The organism is Streptomyces silvae (assembly GCF_016745505.1).
Lineage (GTDB): Bacteria > Actinomycetota > Actinomycetes > Streptomycetales > Streptomycetaceae > Streptomyces > Streptomyces silvae.
The window spans coordinates 1-16882 of record NZ_JAERUC010000048.1; the positions used below are offsets into that span (position 1 = coordinate 1).

At 66.7% G+C, this 16882-nt stretch carries 11 protein-coding genes, 3 tRNA genes and 1 pseudogene; 8 read left to right on the plus strand and 7 right to left on the minus strand.

Annotated elements, in window-relative coordinates; genetic code table 11:
- The first annotated feature begins 81 nt into the window (after positions 1 to 81).
- On the plus strand, positions 82 to 1989 hold the full coding sequence (dnaG, locus tag JKV81_RS06845) for a DNA primase (protein ID WP_202075158.1): 1908 nt from the start codon (positions 82 to 84) through the stop codon (positions 1987 to 1989).
- Positions 1990 to 2174: 185 nt separating this feature from the next.
- The gene (locus JKV81_RS06850; RefSeq protein WP_099172462.1) at positions 2175 to 3251 is read left to right on the plus strand and encodes an RNA polymerase sigma factor; all 1077 of its coding nucleotides are present in this window, start codon (positions 2175 to 2177) and stop codon (positions 3249 to 3251) included.
- Between the two features lie 26 nt (positions 3252 to 3277).
- Here the strand turns inward: JKV81_RS06850 and JKV81_RS06855 are convergent, their stop codons facing one another.
- From JKV81_RS06855 to JKV81_RS06875, 5 genes are all read right to left on the minus strand, one after another.
- Positions 3278 to 3424, minus strand: a complete 147-nt coding sequence (locus JKV81_RS06855) for a hypothetical protein (protein ID WP_202075159.1) — start codon at positions 3422 to 3424, stop codon at positions 3278 to 3280.
- A 113-nt stretch (positions 3425 to 3537) separates the two neighbouring features.
- Positions 3538 to 5460, minus strand: coding sequence for an ABC transporter ATP-binding protein (locus JKV81_RS06860; protein ID WP_202075160.1), 1923 nt, complete (start codon positions 5458 to 5460; stop codon positions 3538 to 3540).
- Positions 5460 to 7193 (minus strand): ABC transporter ATP-binding protein, encoded by a 1734-nt coding sequence (locus tag JKV81_RS06865; RefSeq protein WP_129262774.1) that lies wholly within the window; start codon positions 7191 to 7193, stop codon positions 5460 to 5462. The genes JKV81_RS06860 and JKV81_RS06865 overlap by 1 nt, the downstream gene beginning before the upstream one ends.
- A gap of 111 nt (positions 7194 to 7304) precedes the next feature.
- Positions 7305 to 8750 (minus strand): FGGY family carbohydrate kinase, encoded by a 1446-nt coding sequence (locus JKV81_RS06870; protein WP_129262772.1) that lies wholly within the window; start codon positions 8748 to 8750, stop codon positions 7305 to 7307.
- 252 nt (positions 8751 to 9002) lie between these two features.
- Positions 9003 to 9314, minus strand: a complete 312-nt coding sequence (locus tag JKV81_RS06875) for a YtxH domain-containing protein (protein WP_147985161.1) — start codon at positions 9312 to 9314, stop codon at positions 9003 to 9005.
- Positions 9315 to 9485: 171 nt separating this feature from the next.
- Between JKV81_RS06875 and JKV81_RS06880 the strand changes: the two genes are divergently transcribed.
- The 6 genes from JKV81_RS06880 to JKV81_RS06905 all read left to right on the plus strand — a co-directional run bounded on the left by JKV81_RS06880 (position 9486) and on the right by JKV81_RS06905 (position 15192).
- Positions 9486 to 9558 (plus strand) — tRNA-Asn (locus JKV81_RS06880).
- 5 nt (positions 9559 to 9563) lie between these two features.
- Positions 9564 to 9636 (plus strand) — tRNA-Asn (locus JKV81_RS06885).
- Positions 9637 to 9847: 211 nt separating this feature from the next.
- A tRNA-Ile gene (locus tag JKV81_RS06890) sits at positions 9848 to 9924 on the plus strand.
- Positions 9925 to 10025: 101 nt separating this feature from the next.
- Complete coding sequence (locus JKV81_RS06895; protein WP_107411333.1) at positions 10026 to 11258, plus strand: tyrosine-type recombinase/integrase; 1233 nt, start codon at positions 10026 to 10028, stop codon at positions 11256 to 11258.
- Between the two features lie 1317 nt (positions 11259 to 12575).
- The gene (locus tag JKV81_RS06900) at positions 12576 to 14171 is read left to right on the plus strand and encodes an ATP-dependent nuclease (RefSeq protein WP_107414843.1); all 1596 of its coding nucleotides are present in this window, start codon (positions 12576 to 12578) and stop codon (positions 14169 to 14171) included.
- Positions 14158 to 15192, plus strand: a complete 1035-nt coding sequence (locus JKV81_RS06905; RefSeq protein ID WP_109881759.1) for a UvrD-helicase domain-containing protein — start codon at positions 14158 to 14160, stop codon at positions 15190 to 15192. Before JKV81_RS06900 ends, JKV81_RS06905 begins: the two co-directional genes overlap by 14 nt.
- Positions 15193 to 15424: 232 nt before the next feature.
- Here JKV81_RS06905 and JKV81_RS36095 read toward each other — a convergent pair.
- Positions 15425 to 15580, minus strand: a pseudogene (locus JKV81_RS36095) (IS5/IS1182 family transposase); the annotation flags it as partial.
- 702 nt (positions 15581 to 16282) lie between these two features.
- The gene (locus JKV81_RS06910) at positions 16283 to 16642 is read right to left on the minus strand and encodes a hypothetical protein (protein WP_146224273.1); all 360 of its coding nucleotides are present in this window, start codon (positions 16640 to 16642) and stop codon (positions 16283 to 16285) included.
- Positions 16643 to 16882 lie beyond the last annotated feature (240 nt).

Below are 16882 nucleotides of genomic sequence, written 5' to 3' on the forward strand. Positions count from 1 at the left end.
TCCTCCGCCTTGCGATGCACGGCACCAGACCCCGCTCCCTCATCCGGCCTGATCCAAACGAAAGGCCCGTAGACTTCACGCGTGGCAGGCAGGATCAATGACGACGACGTGAAGGCGGTCCGGGACGCGGTCCCGATCGACGCCGTCGTGTCCGAGTACCTTCAGCTCCGCAACGCGGGCGGCGGAAACCTCAAGGGCCTCTGCCCCTTCCACGACGAGAAGTCCCCCTCCTTCCAGGTGAGCCCGGCCAAGGGCCTGTTCCACTGCTTCGGCTGCCAGGAAGGCGGCGACACGATCGCCTTCGTGATGAAGATCGATCACCTCACCTTCTCGGAGACGGTCGAACGCCTCGCCGGTCAGGCGGGCATCACCCTGCGGTACGAGGAGGGTGGCTACAACCCCTCCCACCAGCGTGGCGAACGCATCCGCCTCGTCGAGGCGCACAAGATCGCCGCCGATTTCTACCGCGAGCAGCTGAACGGCCCGGAAGCGGAGATCGGCCGGGCGTTCCTCGCCGCACGCGGCTTCGACCAGGAGGCGGCGGCCCACTTCGGCGTCGGCTACAGCCCCGCGGGCTGGGACCACCTCACCCGCTACCTGCGCGGCAAGGGCTTCAGCGACAAGGAGCTCATCGGCTCCGGCCTCTCCCAGGACGGCCGCCGAGGCCCCATCGACCGCTTCCGCGGCCGGCTGATGTGGCCGATCAGCGACACCTCCGGGGAGATCGTCGGCTTCGGCGCCCGCAAGCTCCGCGACGACGACAACGGCCCGAAGTACCTCAACACCCCCGAGACCGCGATCTACAAGAAGTCCCAGGTGCTCTACGGCATCGACCTGGCCAAGAAGGACATCGCCAAGGCCAGCCGGGCCGTCGTCGTCGAGGGCTACACCGACGTCATGGCCTGCCACCTCGCCGGGGTCACCACCGCCATCGCGACCTGCGGCACCTCGTTCGGCAACGACCACATCAAGATCCTCCGACGGCTCCTGATGGACAACGGCAGCGCCCGGGTCATCTTCACCTTCGACGGTGACGCCGCAGGCCAGAAGGCGGCCCTGCGGGCCTTCGAGGACGACCAGAAGTTCGCCGCCGAGACGTACATCGCCATCGCCCCGGACAACATGGACCCGTGCGACCTGCGGCTCGCCAAGGGCGACGACGCCGTCCGCGACCTGGTCGAGCCCCGCACCCCGCTCTTCGAGTTCGCGCTCCGCCAGATCGTCGGCCGGTACGACCTGGAGACCCCCGCCGGCCGCGCCGCCGCGCTCGACGAGGCCGCGCCCGTCGTCGCCAAGATCAAGACGAGCAGCGTGCAGCGGGAGGTGGCCGTCCAGCTGGCCGGCTTCGTCGGCATCCTCGACCAGGAGTTCGTCGTCCACCGGGTCAACCAGCTCGCGCAGTGGGCCCGCGGGCGCGGGGACAAGCGGGGCCCCTCGCCGGCCCCTTCCCGCGCCGGCGCCCAGCACCAGCAGGCCCAGGCCCCCGCCGCCCCGCCGGGCCCCGCCCTCAACCTCCGCAGCCCCGCGCACCGCACGGAGCGCGAGCTGCTCAAGCTCGCCCTGCAGAAGCCCGCCCTGGTCTCCCCGGCCTTCGACGCCTACGGGGTCGACGAGTTCACCGCCCCGCCGTACGCCGCCGTACGCCAGTGCATCGCGGACGCCGGCGGCGCGGAGCTGGGTGTGGCCGAGACCCGTGAGTATCTGGTCCAGGTGCTCGACGCGACCCCCGACGACACGGTGCGCAAGCTCGTCACGGAGCTCGCGGTCGAGGTCTTCCACGGCAAGTCCATCGACGAGTCCTATGCGGGCCAGCACCTGGTCAAGGTCCGCCTGCGCGCCGTCGACCGCAGGATCGACGACGTCCAGAGCAGCCTCGCCCGCCTCGGCAGCAACGTCGCCCCTGACCACCTGGCCGCCGCGCAGAACGAGGTCTGGGTCCTCCAGCAGTACGCCCAGTCGCTGCGCAGCCACGGCGCCGACGCCCTCTGACCCACCGGCCCTATCAAGCACGCGGTCACGCTCCGGACGCAAAAAGTCACCGCACGCCCCTCGTGGCGGCGATGTGTCGTACCCCACACTGGGGGGCGGTGCCTGAGTCATCGGAGCGCGGCCGGTCCGTCCAGGGCGGACCTCCATCCCCGCGATCCGGCAGCGATCACCTGGAGGTCGCCCCCGTGCAGACCCGGACCGTGCCGACCACGACCGAGCATGTCCCGGCGATTCCCGCGCAGAACCGGGTCACACGCCACCCGGAGACCGCGGGCACGCCCGAGCCGGTGCTGGAGGAACCGGTGGAGCCTCCCGAGCCCGCCGAGCCGCGGAGCCGCCCGGAGGCCGGCGGGCCGACCTCGGACCTCTTCCGCCAGTACTTACGGGAGATCGGGCGGATACCGCTGCTCAGCGCCGCCGAGGAGGTGGACCTCGCCCGCCGCGTCGAGGCGGGCCTCTTCGCCGAGGAACGGCTCGCCCGCACCCCCGACCCCGACACCCGGCTCGCGGTCGACCTGGACCGGCTCGTGGTCATGGGGCGGATGGCGAAGCGCCGGCTCATCGAGGCCAACCTCCGCCTCGTGGTCTCCGTGGCCAAGCGCTACGTGGGCCGGGGCCTGACCATGCTCGACCTCGTCCAGGAGGGGAACCTCGGACTGATCAGGGCGGTCGAGAAGTTCGACTACGCACGGGGCTACAAGTTCTCCACGTACGCGACCTGGTGGATCCGCCAGGCGATGTCCCGCGCCCTCGCCGACCAGGCCAGGACCATAAGGGTCCCGGTGCACGTCGTCGAGCTGATCAACCGGGTCGTCCGCGTACAGCGCCGCATGCTCCAGGAGCGCGGCTACGAGCCCACCGCCGAAGAGGTCGCGGCCCAGCTCGACCTGACCCCCGAACGCGTCGGGGAGGTGCTGCGCCTCGCCCAGGAACCCGTCTCCCTGCACGCCCCCGTCGGTGAGGAGGACGACGTCGCCTTCGGTGACCTCATCGAGGACGGGGACGCCGCCTCACCCGTGGAGTCCGCGGCCTTCCTCCTGCTGCGCGAACACCTGGAGGCGGTGCTCTCCACCCTCGGCGAGCGGGAGAGGAAGGTCGTCCAGCTGCGGTACGGGCTGGACGACGGGCGGCCCCGCACGCTCGAGGAGATCGGAAGGATCTTCGGCGTGACACGCGAACGCATCCGCCAGATCGAGTCCAAGACGCTCGACAAGCTGCGGGACCACGCCTTCGCCGACCAGCTCAGGGGCTACCTGGACTGAGCGGCTGCCGGAGCCTCGCGGGCCCCTTACGAACCGCTTCCGGCGCCCTTCCGCCTTTCCGCCGCCGTCCCCAGGAGGGCGCCGACCGATACGCCCAGGGCCATCCCGACGCCGACGCCCAGGGCCAGATTCCCGGTCAGCACACCGAACGCCGCCCCGAGACCCGCACCCACGCCCGTTCCGAGCGCGACGCCGGTCCCACGATCGCCGCCTGCCCTCTTTCCTCCGTCGCCTTCTGTCATCCTCGCCCCGTTTCCGCTCGTACCGCCGCCGGACGGCGGTGCTGTCAGTCGACCTCGGCCAGCGCCTCCGCGAACTGCGCCGCGTACAGCCGGGCGTACGCCCCCTCGGCGGCCAGCAGTTCGTCGTGCGTGCCCTGTTCGACGATCGAGCCGCTCTCCATCACGAGGATCACATCCGCGTCCCGGATCGTCGAGAGCCGGTGCGCGATCACGAAGCTCGTACGCCCGTGGGCCAGCCGTGCCATCGCCTTCTGGATCAGCACCTCGGTCCGGGTGTCCACCGAGCTGGTGGCCTCGTCCAGCACCAGGATCACCGGGTCGGACAGGAACGCCCGCGCGATGGTGATCAGCTGCTTCTCGCCCGCGCTGACCCCCGCCCCCTCGTCGTCGATCACCGTGTCGTAGCCCTCGGGCAGGGTACGGACGAAGCGGTCGGCGTGGGCGGCGCGCGCCGCCTCCTCGATCTCCTCACGGCTGACCTCGCGCGAGGCGCCGTAAGCGATGTTCTCCGCGATCGTGCCGCCGAACAGCCAGGTGTCCTGGAGCACCATGCCTATCCCCGACCGGAGTTCGTCCCGCGACATCTTCGCCGCGTCCACCCCGTCGAGGGTGATCCGGCCGCCCGTCACCTCGTAGAACCGCATCAGCAGATTGACCAGCGTCGTCTTGCCGGCGCCGGTCGGGCCCACGATCGCGACCGTGTGCCCTGGCTCCACGCTCAGCGAGAGATCCTCGATGAGCGGCTTCTCCGGGTCGTACCGGAAGGACACGTTCTCCAGCGCGACGCTGCCGCGCAGCTCCTTCGGCCGCTCCGCCGGATCCGGGTCGGGCGCCTGCTCCTCCGCGTCCAGCAGGCCGAAGACCCGCTCCGCGGACGCGATGCCCGACTGCACCAGGTTGGCCATCGAGGCGACCTGGGTCAGCGGCATCGAGAACTGCCGCGAGTACTGGATGAACGCCTGCACATCACCGATCGACAGGGCGCCCGACGCCACCCGCAGCCCGCCGACGACCGCGACCAGCACGTAGTTCAGGTTCGACACGAACATCATCAGCGGCTGCATGATCCCGCTGTTGAACTGGGCCTTGAAGCCCGCCTCGTACAGCGCCTCGTTCTGCTCGGCGAAGTCCCTCGCGGACTCCTCCTGCCGCCCGAAGACCTTCACCAGGCTGTGGCCGGTGTACATCTCCTCGATGTGGGCGTTGAGCTTGCCCGTGACCTTCCACTGCGCCACGAAGTGCGGCTGCGACCGCTTGCCGACCCGCGTCGCCACGAACACGGACAGCGGGATCGTCACCAGCGCGACCAGGGCGAGCAGTGGCGAGATCCAGAACATCATGATCAGTACGCCGACGATGGTCAGCAGGGAGTTGATGAGCTGGCCCATCGTCTGCTGCATCGTCTGCGAGATGTTGTCGATGTCGTTCGTCGCCCGGCTCAGCACCTCACCGCGCTGCTGCTTGTCGAAGTAGGAGAGCGGGAGCCGCGCCAGCTTGGTCTGCAGGTCCTCACGCAGCTGGAAGACGACCCGGTTGATCACCCGGATCGACAGCCGGGTCGACACCAGCATCAGCAGCCCCGCGCCGACGTACACCACCAGCGCCGCCAGCAGGACCCGGCCCACTGCGTCGAAGTCGATGCCGTTGCCGGGGACGAAGTCCACCCCGGACAGCATGTCCGCGAGCCCGCCGTCGCCCTGCGCGCGCAGGCCGTCGATGGCCTGCTCCTTCGTCGTGCCGTCCGGCATCTGCCGTCCGACGACCCCCGCGAAGATCAGGTCCGTGGCCCCGCCGAGGATCTTGGGGCCCACCACGGAGAGCGCCACGCTCAGCGTGCCCGCGCCCAGCATCAGATACAGCGAGGACTTCTCCTTGCTGAACCTCCGCAGGAGCCGTTTCCCGGACCCCTTGAAGTCCATGGAGCGCTCGGTGGGCCCCGCCATCATCCGTCCGCCCGGTCCTGCCATCAGGCGGCCTCCGCTTCCGTCAGCTGGGAGAGCACGATCTCCCGGTAGGTTTCGTTGCCGTCCATCAGCTCGTGATGGCTGCCCGACCCGACGACCCGGCCCTCGTCCAGCACCAGGATCCGGTCGGCGTCACGGATCGTGGACACCCGCTGCGCCACGATCACCACGGTCGCCCCCGCCGTCTCACGGGACAGCGCACCGCGCAGCGCCGCGTCCGTCGCGTAGTCCAGGGCCGAGAACGAGTCGTCGAAGAGATAGATCTCCGGCCGCTGCACCAGCGTCCGCGCGATCGCGAGCCGCTGCCGCTGGCCGCCGGAGACATTGGTGCCGCCCTGCGCGATCGGCGCGTCCAGGCCGTGTTCCAGCCGCTCCACGAAGTCCTTCGCCTGCGCCACCTCCAGCGCGTGCCACAGCTCCTCGTCGGTCGCGTCCGGATTGCCGTAGCGCAGATTCGTCGCGACCGTCCCCGAGAACAGGTACGGCTTCTGCGGGACCAGGCTCACGGTCTTCGCCAGCAGGACCGGATCCAGCGTCCGCACGTCCGTACCGTCGACCAGCACATCGCCGTCCGTCGCGTCGAACAGCCGCGGTACGAGCCCGAGCAGCGTCGACTTGCCGCTGCCCGTCGACCCGATGATCGCCGTGGTCTCCCCGGGCCGCGCCACCAGGTCGACCGAGCGGAGCACCGGCTCCTCGGCGCCCGGGAAGCGGAACTCCGCGCCCCGTATCTCCAGATGACCGTGCTTGAGCAGCTTCGTGACCGGGGCGGTGGGCGGCACCACGCTCGACTCGGTCTCCAGGACCTCCTGGATGCGCTCGGCGCAGACCTCCGCACGCGGCACCATGATGAACATGAAGGTGGCCATCATCACCGACATGACGATCTGCATCAGATACGCGAGGAACGCCGTGAGCGCGCCTATCTGCATCCCGCCGCTGTCGATGCGGTGCGCCCCGAACCAGACGACCGCGATGGACGACAGGTTCACGACCGTCATCACCGTCGGGAACATGAGCGCCATCAGCCGGCCCGTCGACACCGCGACGTCCGTCAGCTCCGTGTTGGCTTCGCGGAAGCGTTTTTCCTCGTAGTCGTCACGGATGAACGCCCGGATGACACGGTTGCCGGTGATCTGCTCCCGCAGCACACGGTTCACCTTGTCCAGCCGCACCTGCATCGTGCGGAACAGCGGCCGCATCCGCCTCACGATGAGGGCCACCGAGACACCGAGGACGGGCAGCACCGCCAGCAGCACCGCCGACAGCGGGACGTCCTGGCCGAGCGCCATGATGACGCCGCCGACACACATGATGGGCGCCGAGACCATCAAGGTGAACGCCATCAGGACGAGCATCTGCACCTGCTGCACGTCATTGGTCGTACGGGTGATCAGCGAGGGTGCCCCGAACCGCCCCACCTCGCGGGCGGAGAACGACTGCACCCGGTCGAATATCAGTGCGCGTACGTCGCGTCCCAGGGCGGAGGCCGTCCTGGCGCCGTAGTAGACCGCCCCGACGTTGCAGACGATCTGGATGACGCTGACGGCGATCATCAGGGCGCCGAATTGCAGGATGTAACCCGTGTCACCCTTCACGACACCGTTGTCAATGATGTCCGCGTTGAGGCTGGGCAGATAGAGGCTGGCGCAGGTCTGCAGGAGCTGGAGCAGTACCAGCAGCATGATGGGACGTCTGTACGGACCCAGACAGGTCCGCAGGAGTTTTATGAGCACGCGTGTCTCTCGGAGTCGGCGTAGGGCAGAGGCCGGTCCATACTCCGGCACCGTGGTCCCCGACTGCCAACGCTTTTATCCAAGTCCCGGTCAAATTCCGGGCCGCGTCCCTCAGGCGGTTCCGCCGAACGCCCCGGGGTGGATCTGGTCCCGGGTCGCCCCGTACTGCTGGCGCACCGCACGCCCCACGGCGAGCTCCTCACCCGGCTCCAGCACCTGCGCCGCGGCGCCCTGCCAGGCCGGGGGCGTACGCGTGTCGAGCGTCCCCTGCGAGACCCCGAGCGCCCACGCCGCCTGCCGGGCGGCGCCCAGTGCCGCGTACTCGGCGGGCTGCGGCACGACGACCTGGGTGCCGAACACCGCGGGTGCCAGCGCCTGTACGGCGGGCAGTTCGGCGGCGGCGCCGAGCAGGAACACCCGCCGCACCTCCACACCCCGGTCCCGCAGCACGTCCAGGGCGTCGGCCAGCGAGCACAGCATCCCCTCGAAGGCGGCCCGCGCGAGGTGCTCGGGCTTCATCGACTCGCGCCGCAGCCCGCTCAGCGTGCCCGCGGTGTGCGGCAGGTGCGGGGTGCGCTCACCCTCCAGATAGGGGAGCAGGACGAGCCCCGAGGCGCCCGGCGTCGACTTCAGCGCCAGCGCCGACAGTTCGTCCAGGCCCTCCAGGTCCAGCATCTCGGCCGTACCGCGCAGCGCGCGTACCGCGTTCGACGTATGGACCACCGGCAGATGCATCCCGGTCGCGTCGGCGAAGGAGGTGATCATGCCCGTGGGGTCGGCCAGCGCCTCGTGGTGCACGGCCATCACCGAACCGGACGCCCCCAGCGAGACCACGGCGTCCCCGACGGAGACGCCCAGCCCGAAGGCCGCGGCCATCGTCTCGCCGGTGCCTGCCGAGATCAGCAGCCCCTCCGGTGTGGTCCCCGCGGCGTCGGCCGGGCCGAGCACCTCGGGCAGCGCGGCCTGGTGGCCGAGCGCGAGCTCCACCAGATCGGGCCGGTAGGAGCCGGTCCCCGCCGACCAGTAACCGGTGCCGGACGCGGCCCCGCGGTCGGTCGTCCTGCGGGCGGGCCGGCCGAGGAGCTGCCACACCAGCCAGTCGTGCGGCTGCAGCACGGCGGCGACCCGCTGCGCGTTCTCCGGCTCGGACCGCACCAGCCAGCGCAGCTTCGCCACGGGCTGCGCGGCCTGCGGTACGGCCCCGACGGCCTCGGCCCAGGGCTGCCGCCCGCCGAGCCCGTCGATGAGATCCGCAGCCGCGGCCTGCGCACGCCGGTCGTTGCCGAGCAGCGCCGGCCGTACGAGATTGCCCTGGTGGTCCAGCGGCACCAGCCCGTGCTGCTGCGCGGACACACCGATGGCCTGCACGCCTTCGAGCAGCCCTCCGGAGGCCGCCTCACCGAGTGAGAGCAGCCACGCCTGCGGATCCACCTCGGAGGCCTTGGCCTCGATGGGATGCGCGGCGTACCCCTGCCGCAGCACCGCACCGGTGTCCGTGTCGCAGACGACGATGTGCGTGAAGGCGGATGAACTGTCCAAGCCGGCCACTATGCCCATGGACACGATTCTGCCGCACCCGGGAACCGTTCCGTACGCGGGACGGTGTGCGGGGTCTGCGGGGACGCTTGTGCCGGGCCTGCGCGGACGGGGCGCGGGGCCGCCGGGCGGACGGGTGCGCGGGGCCGTACGAGGAAGACGCGCACGCCGTACGGGGAAGATGTCCGCGCCGTACGGGGGAGACGCCCGCGCCGTACGGGGAAGGAACGCGGGCCGTTCCGTACCGGGCGGGTGCCCGGTACGGAACGGGCCTCAGGTGTTCGTCGTACCCCAGTCGTCGCTGCCGCCGTGGCCGTTGCGCTCCCGCAGCGAGCGCACCCGGTCGGAGACCGAGGCCGGGACCTTGTCCCCGACCTTCTCGCTCACCGAGTGGTACGCCTTGCCGGCGAAGTCCCGGCCGCCGTGCGCGGCGGACTCCGCCGCGTTCCGCACCGCCGGATTCTCGGCCAGCTGCTGCGCGGCCTTCTTCAGCTGCTCGTAACGCTCGCGCCCGGCTCGCGTGCCGAGCACGTAACCCAGGGCCACTCCGGCGATGAACGTGAGCCGGTACCGCATGGCTGCCACCCTTCCTTCGCTCCGTGCGACGTGTGCTGCCCGCCTACCCGCACACACCGAGATCACCCCGGGGGATACCGATTGGCGGAGCACCCCCCTGCTTGCGCTAATGTATGTGTCGCAGCGAACGCGCGCCGCTCGGCAGCCGCCAGGCAGGTACGATTCGAGGCAACGCAGCAATCCCCTGTAGCTCAATTGGCAGAGCAGCCGGCTGTTAACCGGCAGGTTACTGGTTCGAGTCCAGTCGGGGGAGCGCGATCCCCTGTAGCTCAATTGGCAGAGCATTCGGCTGTTAACCGGAGGGTTACTGGTTCGAGTCCAGTCGGGGGAGCGGAACGGAAGAGGGCCCTGAGGGGCCCTTTTTCGCGTGCCCGGGAAGAGGGTCCGGTGACTCTTTCGGGGCGATTCCGTACCGCCGGGAACCGGGCAGCACGCAGCACTGTCTTCATGGTCACGCGAAGCCGACCATCGCCAGCAGGAGATCGTATGACCGGCTATGCTGCGGCAGACGGCGCGCACACTTGTACGCGCCACGCCGAGACGGGGCGGTAGCTCAGCCGGTTAGAGCAGCGGACTCATAATCCGTCGGCCGTGGGTTCGAGTCCCACCCGCCCCACCACAGCAGAAACGTCGTGACCTGCGAAAACGTAGGTTTCACGCTAGCGCAGACGAGGCATTCGCCGCACGAACGCCGCACCGAAGCCTCGTACGCTTGCTCCCATGGCTTACATCAAGACCAATTCCCGGCTGTCCGGAGCCCCCTCGTACACCGTCATGTGGCGGGCCGGCGGCTCCCGAACAGGGGCGTGGTGTCGCGAGACCTTCGACGATGACGATCCGGCGAAGCGGTTCCGCGACCTGGTCAACGGTCACGGACAGCAATGGCCGCCGGGGTGGGTCAAGGGCGAGGGATTCGTTGAGGCGAACGAGCCTCCGCTGCCGGACTCGGAGAAGTTCGCGGTCTACGCGCACGCCTACGTGGGGCTACTGACGGACATATCTGAGCACACCAGAACCAACTACACGAGATTCATCGATAACCACATGATCCCGTGGTTCGGCGAGCTGTCAGTCTCCAACCGGGGGAGCAGGCTCACCCGAGAGCACGTCAGCCAGTGGATTCTGGACCTTCAGAACGGGAGGCCCGGCCCCCTGCACCCAGCAGGTACGAAGCGCCGGGCGTATGCCCCGAAGACGATCGCCAACCTTCACGGGCTGCTGTACAGCATCTTCCAGTCCGCTGTGAGTGCCGACCCCGCACTGCGAGACTCGAACCCGTGCGCCCACACCCGCTTGCCCAAGGGAAACGACACCGAGGATGACGAGGTCTTCCTCGAACCCGAGGAGTACGCCCTCCTTAAGACGCATGTGCGTGCCGACGCTGTCGACATCGTCGATGCGTTGGTGAGTACTGGCCTCCGGTGGGGCGAGATGACGGCACTACAGCCCCGGGACTTCACCTTCGCGTCGAAACGGCCGACGCTCCGCGTGCAGCGTGCCTGGAAGCGGCGTGGAGAGGGCGGGACGTTCCTCGGCGCACCCAAGACCAAGAAGTCACGCCGGACGCTCGTGCTCACCCCGGAGCAGGTGAAACTGTTCCGGCGCCGCTGCCAGGGGAAGAAGCCGACCGACCTGATCTTCACCGCGCCAGAAGGCGGGGCCTGGCACTCCGGCGTGTTCTACGCACACCGCTGGAAGCCTGCCATCGACGCCGCCAACGCTGTTGGCCTTACCAAGCGTCCGCGCGTCCACGACCTCCGCCACACGCACGCCTCCTGGCTCATCGCCGGCAAGGTCCCACTGCCTGTGATTCAGGCCCGCCTCGGCCATGAGTCGATCACGACGACCGTCGACCGGTATGGACACCTGCTGGAGGCATCGGACGACGAGGTCGTGGCTGCTGTTGAGTGGGCTATGGGTTCCACAGCTGAGCATGTCTCCAAAGCCGCGTGAGTTGCCAGGAGGCGGAGGCCAGGCGCTCTCATGCTGAACTCCCAAGAATGGGCACGGCTCCGGCCACGACCGGGCATGGTTTCTGAGGTATCCGACTGCCCAGCAGCATTAATCGGTCAGAGGTGGTCTGTCGACGCTTGGGGCCGCCGCCACGAGAACTGTGCGCATGCACCACGAAGTCATCGAGCGCCTGCTCCTCGTCGGGTAGGCCCGCACGGCGCAAGAACTCCATCACGTCGACCCGCCGGCCGTCCGTGGGGGAGGCGCAGGGGATGATTATGGGCGCCCGTCCTCTCAGGAGAAGACGACGGAGCGTACGTAGGCGGTCGGAGGCACCCTTGCCGGGCGGCAGGACGTAGTAGGTGCCGCCTTCGCAGTCGGTACCGAGGAAGACGATAGCGGTCGCATCGGTCAGATTCTTGGGAGCTCGCGAGACGGTAGCGGGGTCGGCGGCCATGGTCGCGAAGTTGACGCACTGGCCGCTGGCGGGGTCGCGACAGCTTCGTACCCGTCGTGGTGTAGGAGTAGCGGCACTGGCCGCTCGCGGCGAACGCCGAGCCTGCACGGCCACGAACAGACGGCGCCAGTTGCGGCGCCGGTGGCAACGGTGAGAGAGCGAAGAGACACGGTGCACCGTCCTCTACCTTGCATCTGGGCGGTGCCACAGATGCTCCAGCTCTCTGGTTCGTCGGCTTCCTCCGCAACGACGCACACCACGTGATCGTGCCGTCTCTGGAGCAGCTCACGGAACACCAAATCATCGGCGGACTATTGGAAGCGGCGATCGAGCGAGAAGCCGGGGCAGTGCTGCATCAGGCGAGCGCGCTGAGCGGTCCCGTGAGCGGCATATAACCCCACGCACACCTACCGACCTCGAAGATGCCGCCGGGTCCCGCCGGACTGGGCGCCATCTTGATGGGGAGTGAGTGGGTTCGACCCAAGGGCTGAGGCCGGCTGTCGGTGAGTCGGGTTTCCAGCCCCAGGAATGAAGGACACCCCGTGACCGACCACCGGATAGGGGGAGTCTTCTTCGTTGCAGCCCTCGACCGATGGAGGAGCTTGCCCCGACGTTGAGGTCGCCCGAGGCGTATGAGAGCGCGAGCGGCGTGGTTCGGGCCGGGGGATTCGCACGTCTGTTCCAAACGTATAGGTGTTAGAAGAAGTTTGTCGGTTCTACTCCTGTAACTGCGGTGATGCCTGCTACGATCCTCGCCACTTGTTCGAAGGCGTGCGGTGGGGGTTTGAGCGACGGAGCGATTCCGTTGATTCAGCTAATGCTCGCCTTCGAGCGGTGAAGGTTGAAAATGGGGGGGGCAGATGCTTTCGAAAATTATCATTCAGAATTACCGCACATTTCGCAACTTCAAACTCGACTTCGACCCCAAGATGAACATCTTGGTCGGGGATAACGACGCCGGTAAGTCGACGATTCTTGAAGCAATCAGCCTTGCGCTCACGGGCAGGCTGCGAGGCAGGCTGCTTGCCCAGGAGCTGTCGCCGTATCTGTTCCACCAAGAGGCCACCGCCGAGTACATCGCCGCCCTCCGAGAGGGGCGAGAAGCCAGGCCACCAGAGATCATCGTTGAGCTGTTCCTCGACAGTAAAACTGCGCCTGCTGAGCTGATGGGAACCAATAATCTTCTGAGGGTCAATGAGTCGGGTGTTCGTATTCGTGTTGCGCTTAACCCGGATTACGAGCCTGAGTACAAGGAGTTCATCAAGGATCCGACGCAAGTCAGATTGATTCCCACCGAGTACTACAGGGTCGATTGGCTGGCTTTCTCGGGCAATGGCATTACCTTCCGCAGTATTCCTGCAACGGCCTCCCTGATTGACGCTTCTAACATTCACCTTCAGAGTGGTGTCGACTACTACCTGAACGGAATCATCAACTCGCACCTTGCGCCAGATGAACGCGTAAAGCTAACGCGCGCCTATCGCAGCCTCCGCGAGAATTTTGCAGCAGACGACTCGATTGTAAAGATTAATGAGAAGCTGCGGGGCGCTCCAAGTGACGTCAGTGATCGCGAACTAACGCTCGGTATCGATGTTTCGCAGAAATCGAGCTGGGAAAGCAGTATCGTTCCACACCTCGACGAGTTGCCATTTCAGTATGTGGGCAAGGGGGAGCAGAGTACGCTCAAAATTCTTCTTGCTCTCAACAAGAAGGTCGAAGACGCACACATCGTCCTGGTTGAAGAACCGGAGAACCACCTGTCATTCTCCAACTTGGGCAAGCTGGTTAAGAAGATCAGCGACAAGTGCGACGGCAAGCAGGTATTTATCACTACGCACAGCTCCTACGTGCTGAACAAGCTGGGGCTTGAGAAGCTCGTCCTACTTTCGGCGACGGAGGGCTTCCGCCTCGACAGCCTTCCGGCGGACACGCAGGACTACTTCCGTAAGCTGTCGGGTTACGACACCCTGCGCCTTGTGCTTGCTCGACGGTCAATCCTTGTGGAAGGGCCGTCCGATGAACTCATTGTTCAGCGGGCCTACAGGGACCTTCATGGTTGCCTGCCCATTGAAGACGGCGTAGACGTAATCAGCGTTCGTGGACTGGCATTTCGTCGGTTCCTGGATATCGCATCACTCACCGGCAATGTGGTCGCCGTCGTGAGGGACAACGACGGTACCGAGGCCGCAGAGGTGCAGCGAAAGTACGCCGCTCACACTGTCTTCCCGAACATCTCTGTTCACGTGGGACAGGATAAGACGTACAAGACCCTTGAGCCGCAACTCCTAAAGGCGAACGGTCTCATCGCAATGAACGCTATCCTCGGAGAGAATTTTACCTCCGAAGCAGACTTGCTTGAACACATGGAGGATCGAAAGACAACCTGTGCTCTAATGATCTTCTCTAGCGACCAGACCATCAACATGCCGGAGTACATCAGGGATGCAGTCGCCTAATAATCTGGCCGTCATCGCGGCGGCCGGCTCGCGGAAGACCCAGCACATCATCGACTGCGTCATCGCAGATCCGAGCAAGCGCGTCTTGGTGACGACTTACACCAACGAAAACCTCCACCAGATCGTGAGCCGATTGAGCGCGGGCACTGGAGTGCTACCGAGACACGTCACGGTCATGGGTTGGTTCACGTTTCTTCTCAACGAATGTGCTCGCCCCTATCAGGGCTTTGTTCTCGGCGAAGCGGGAATGATGGGTGGGCTCAATTTCGTGGGACAGCGTTCGAGGTACATCCCAAAAAGCAAGCCTCAGCAGTACTACCTAGACCGTGGCAAGTCGGCATATCGAGACGGCGTATCGGCGTTCTCCTTCGAGGCTAACAAACTGAGCAAGGGTATGGTGGTCGATCGTCTTTCGCGGATGTACGACCACATTTTCATTGATGAGATCCAGGACATGGCGGGGTACGACCTCGAACTCTTGGACCTGCTGATGAAGTCGCCGATTTCCGTCACGGTGGTTGGCGATCCCCGCCAGGCCACCTTCGCAACGAACAACGCTACAAAGAACTCGAAGTACAAGGGGAGCGGCATCGTTGAGTGGTTGGCTATGCGTACCGACCTATGCCTCGTTGAAAACCGAGTAGAGAGTTACCGCTGCAACCAGGACATCTGTGATTTCGCAGACGATCTGTACCCCGACCTTGCGCGTACCGTGTCCAAGAACACCGAAATGACTGGTCACGATGGCATCTTCGCGATCAGCAAATCGGCTGTGTTGGAGTATGCAGAGAAGTACGCGCCGATGGTGCTGCGCTGGGACAAGCGAGCCGATACATGCGGTCTCGACGCAATGAACATGGGTACCTCGAAGGGCAGCACGTTCGAGCGCGTGCTCATCTTCCCGACGAAGCCGATGATCAGTTACTACCAGACCCGAGACTGCACCCAGGCCGGAGACAGAGCGAAGCTCTATGTCGCGGTGACCCGGGCGAAGTACAGCGCCACGTTCGTCATGCCGTAAAAGACCCTGTTGACTCTGGAAACCTGCTGGAGGCCGTCATGCCCGACGACTACCGTTGACTCATGACGGAAGACCAGCGTCTATCGATCGTCAGACGTGCGCCTGATCTCTCAGTTCAAGCGCACCGCATCTGGTCGGCATGATGGACACCAACGCGCTGCTCAGCAGCGTCGAGAATGACTACCGTAAAAGGTTCCGGTCGCGGCTGCTGCGGATGAGCGACGACGGCACTGCGGGTAGTCGGCCCGCCCCGGGGTCGGCCGAGCGCCTCGCGACCCGCAACTGCTGCCGGTTCATCCGACTCGCCCTCGGGTTGATCCCCCTTTTCTTCGCGGGCGCCGGCTGCGTGCTGGTGAGCCCTTGCGACGGTGGAGTCGATCGAGACCGTCCCGCGTCGTTGCGGACCGGACGCTCGCATGCATCCAAGGTGCATCATGAAGGTTGCGGGTAGGGCCGTGCCTCGCATTACCAGAGGCTGAGGGGACGGCCCGCGGCAATCGCCGCACGGATACGTGCTGCGATCTTCGCTTCGGACTCCCCGCCGTTCCGGCCGGCCCGGATGGCGGAACCTATGGTGCGGGAGCGTCCGGCCGGGCCGCGAAGGTCAGCGAGGGGGCTACCCGGGTCTCTGCGGCGGGCCAGCCATTCGGCCCGGTTCTCCGCCGCTGTCCCCAGTCGCAGGTGCGCAGGCTGCTGGCAGGAGTGGTTGTCGCAGGTGTGGCAGACGGTTGGGCTGTCGGTACCCCAGCCGAGCCGAGGGATGACACCGTGCGCAAGCTGGTACCCGTAGAGGTGGCCCGGCACCGTGCCGCGTCGCGTCCTGCCCGGCCGCGACGCCGCCCTGAAGCTGGCGTGGCCGGTGCTGGAGATCCCGCCGAAGAAGAACCAGCAGTCCTCGGTTGACGAGGTTCGGTAGACCTTTGCCCAGTACCGGGCCCGAACGGACTCGTTGGCCAGCCAGGACATCCACTCAACGGCCGGTATACGGACCGGCGTTGGCTCGCCAATGAGGGAAAGTTGCTCGTCAACGTGAACGGGCCCGGACCCGTTCACCGCCGCGAGCGGGAAGAGTCCGGGCCCGATGTCGTTGTTAAGCGGCATCAGCCCGGCTGCCGTCCGCCGTGACGACCGGGGCCGGGGTGCCCGAGGTCGAGGAAGCCGCGTCTGCCACATCCGCCCGAGGCTTACGAATTCGGGTAGTGCGGGGCCGCTCGGCGCGGGCTCGCAGCGATTCGATGATCTCCTTCGCCCGAGCGGCGGTAACAGGCTTCGCCTCGCGTTCCAGCTCCTCCGCCGGGACACCCAGCAGTTCCGAAACCAACTCGGCATCGTTGTCGAACAGCCGCAGGACTACAGCAGCAGCCTCCCGTGCCGTGACGTCGGCTTCCTCCTTCGCCTTGGCCGCCTTCACCGCAGCCTCGCGTGCAGTCAGCGCGTGCTCGGCGGCCATCTCCCGCGTCCTCGCCTTCACCGCTTCAGCAGCGCGAACCCGCCGCCGCAGCTCCGACGCGCTCACCGGTCCTGCCGAATTCGTGCTCACCCATGCCCCCAGTTCTGTTCGAAGTCAGTGCTTGTCGTGCGCACCGTAGGCACAGGTCCGCGGACATCTCGAACCACGCCTTCGTTGGGTGCCGGCCAGAGCGAAAGGCTGCCTCCGGCGGGTCCTCCTCGGAGGGGGTGGGGGCTGGTT

Bases quoted from the DNA above. Each gene is read 5' to 3' on its own strand.
- JKV81_RS06905 (WP_109881759.1), top strand. From the start codon at position 14,158: ATGCAGTCGCCTAATAATCTGGCCGTCATCGCGGCGGCCGGCTCGCGG.
- JKV81_RS06870 (WP_129262772.1), bottom strand. From the start codon at position 8,750: ATGGGCATAGTGGCCGGCTTGGACAGTTCATCCGCCTTCACGCACATC.
- JKV81_RS06910 (WP_146224273.1), bottom strand. From the start codon at position 16,642: ATGGCCGCCGAGCACGCGCTGACTGCACGCGAGGCTGCGGTGAAGGCG.
- JKV81_RS06900 (WP_107414843.1), top strand. From the start codon at position 12,576: ATGCTTTCGAAAATTATCATTCAGAATTACCGCACATTTCGCAACTTC.
- JKV81_RS06895 (WP_107411333.1), top strand. From the start codon at position 10,026: ATGGCTTACATCAAGACCAATTCCCGGCTGTCCGGAGCCCCCTCGTAC.
- JKV81_RS06860 (WP_202075160.1), bottom strand. From the start codon at position 5,460: ATGGCAGGACCGGGCGGACGGATGATGGCGGGGCCCACCGAGCGCTCC.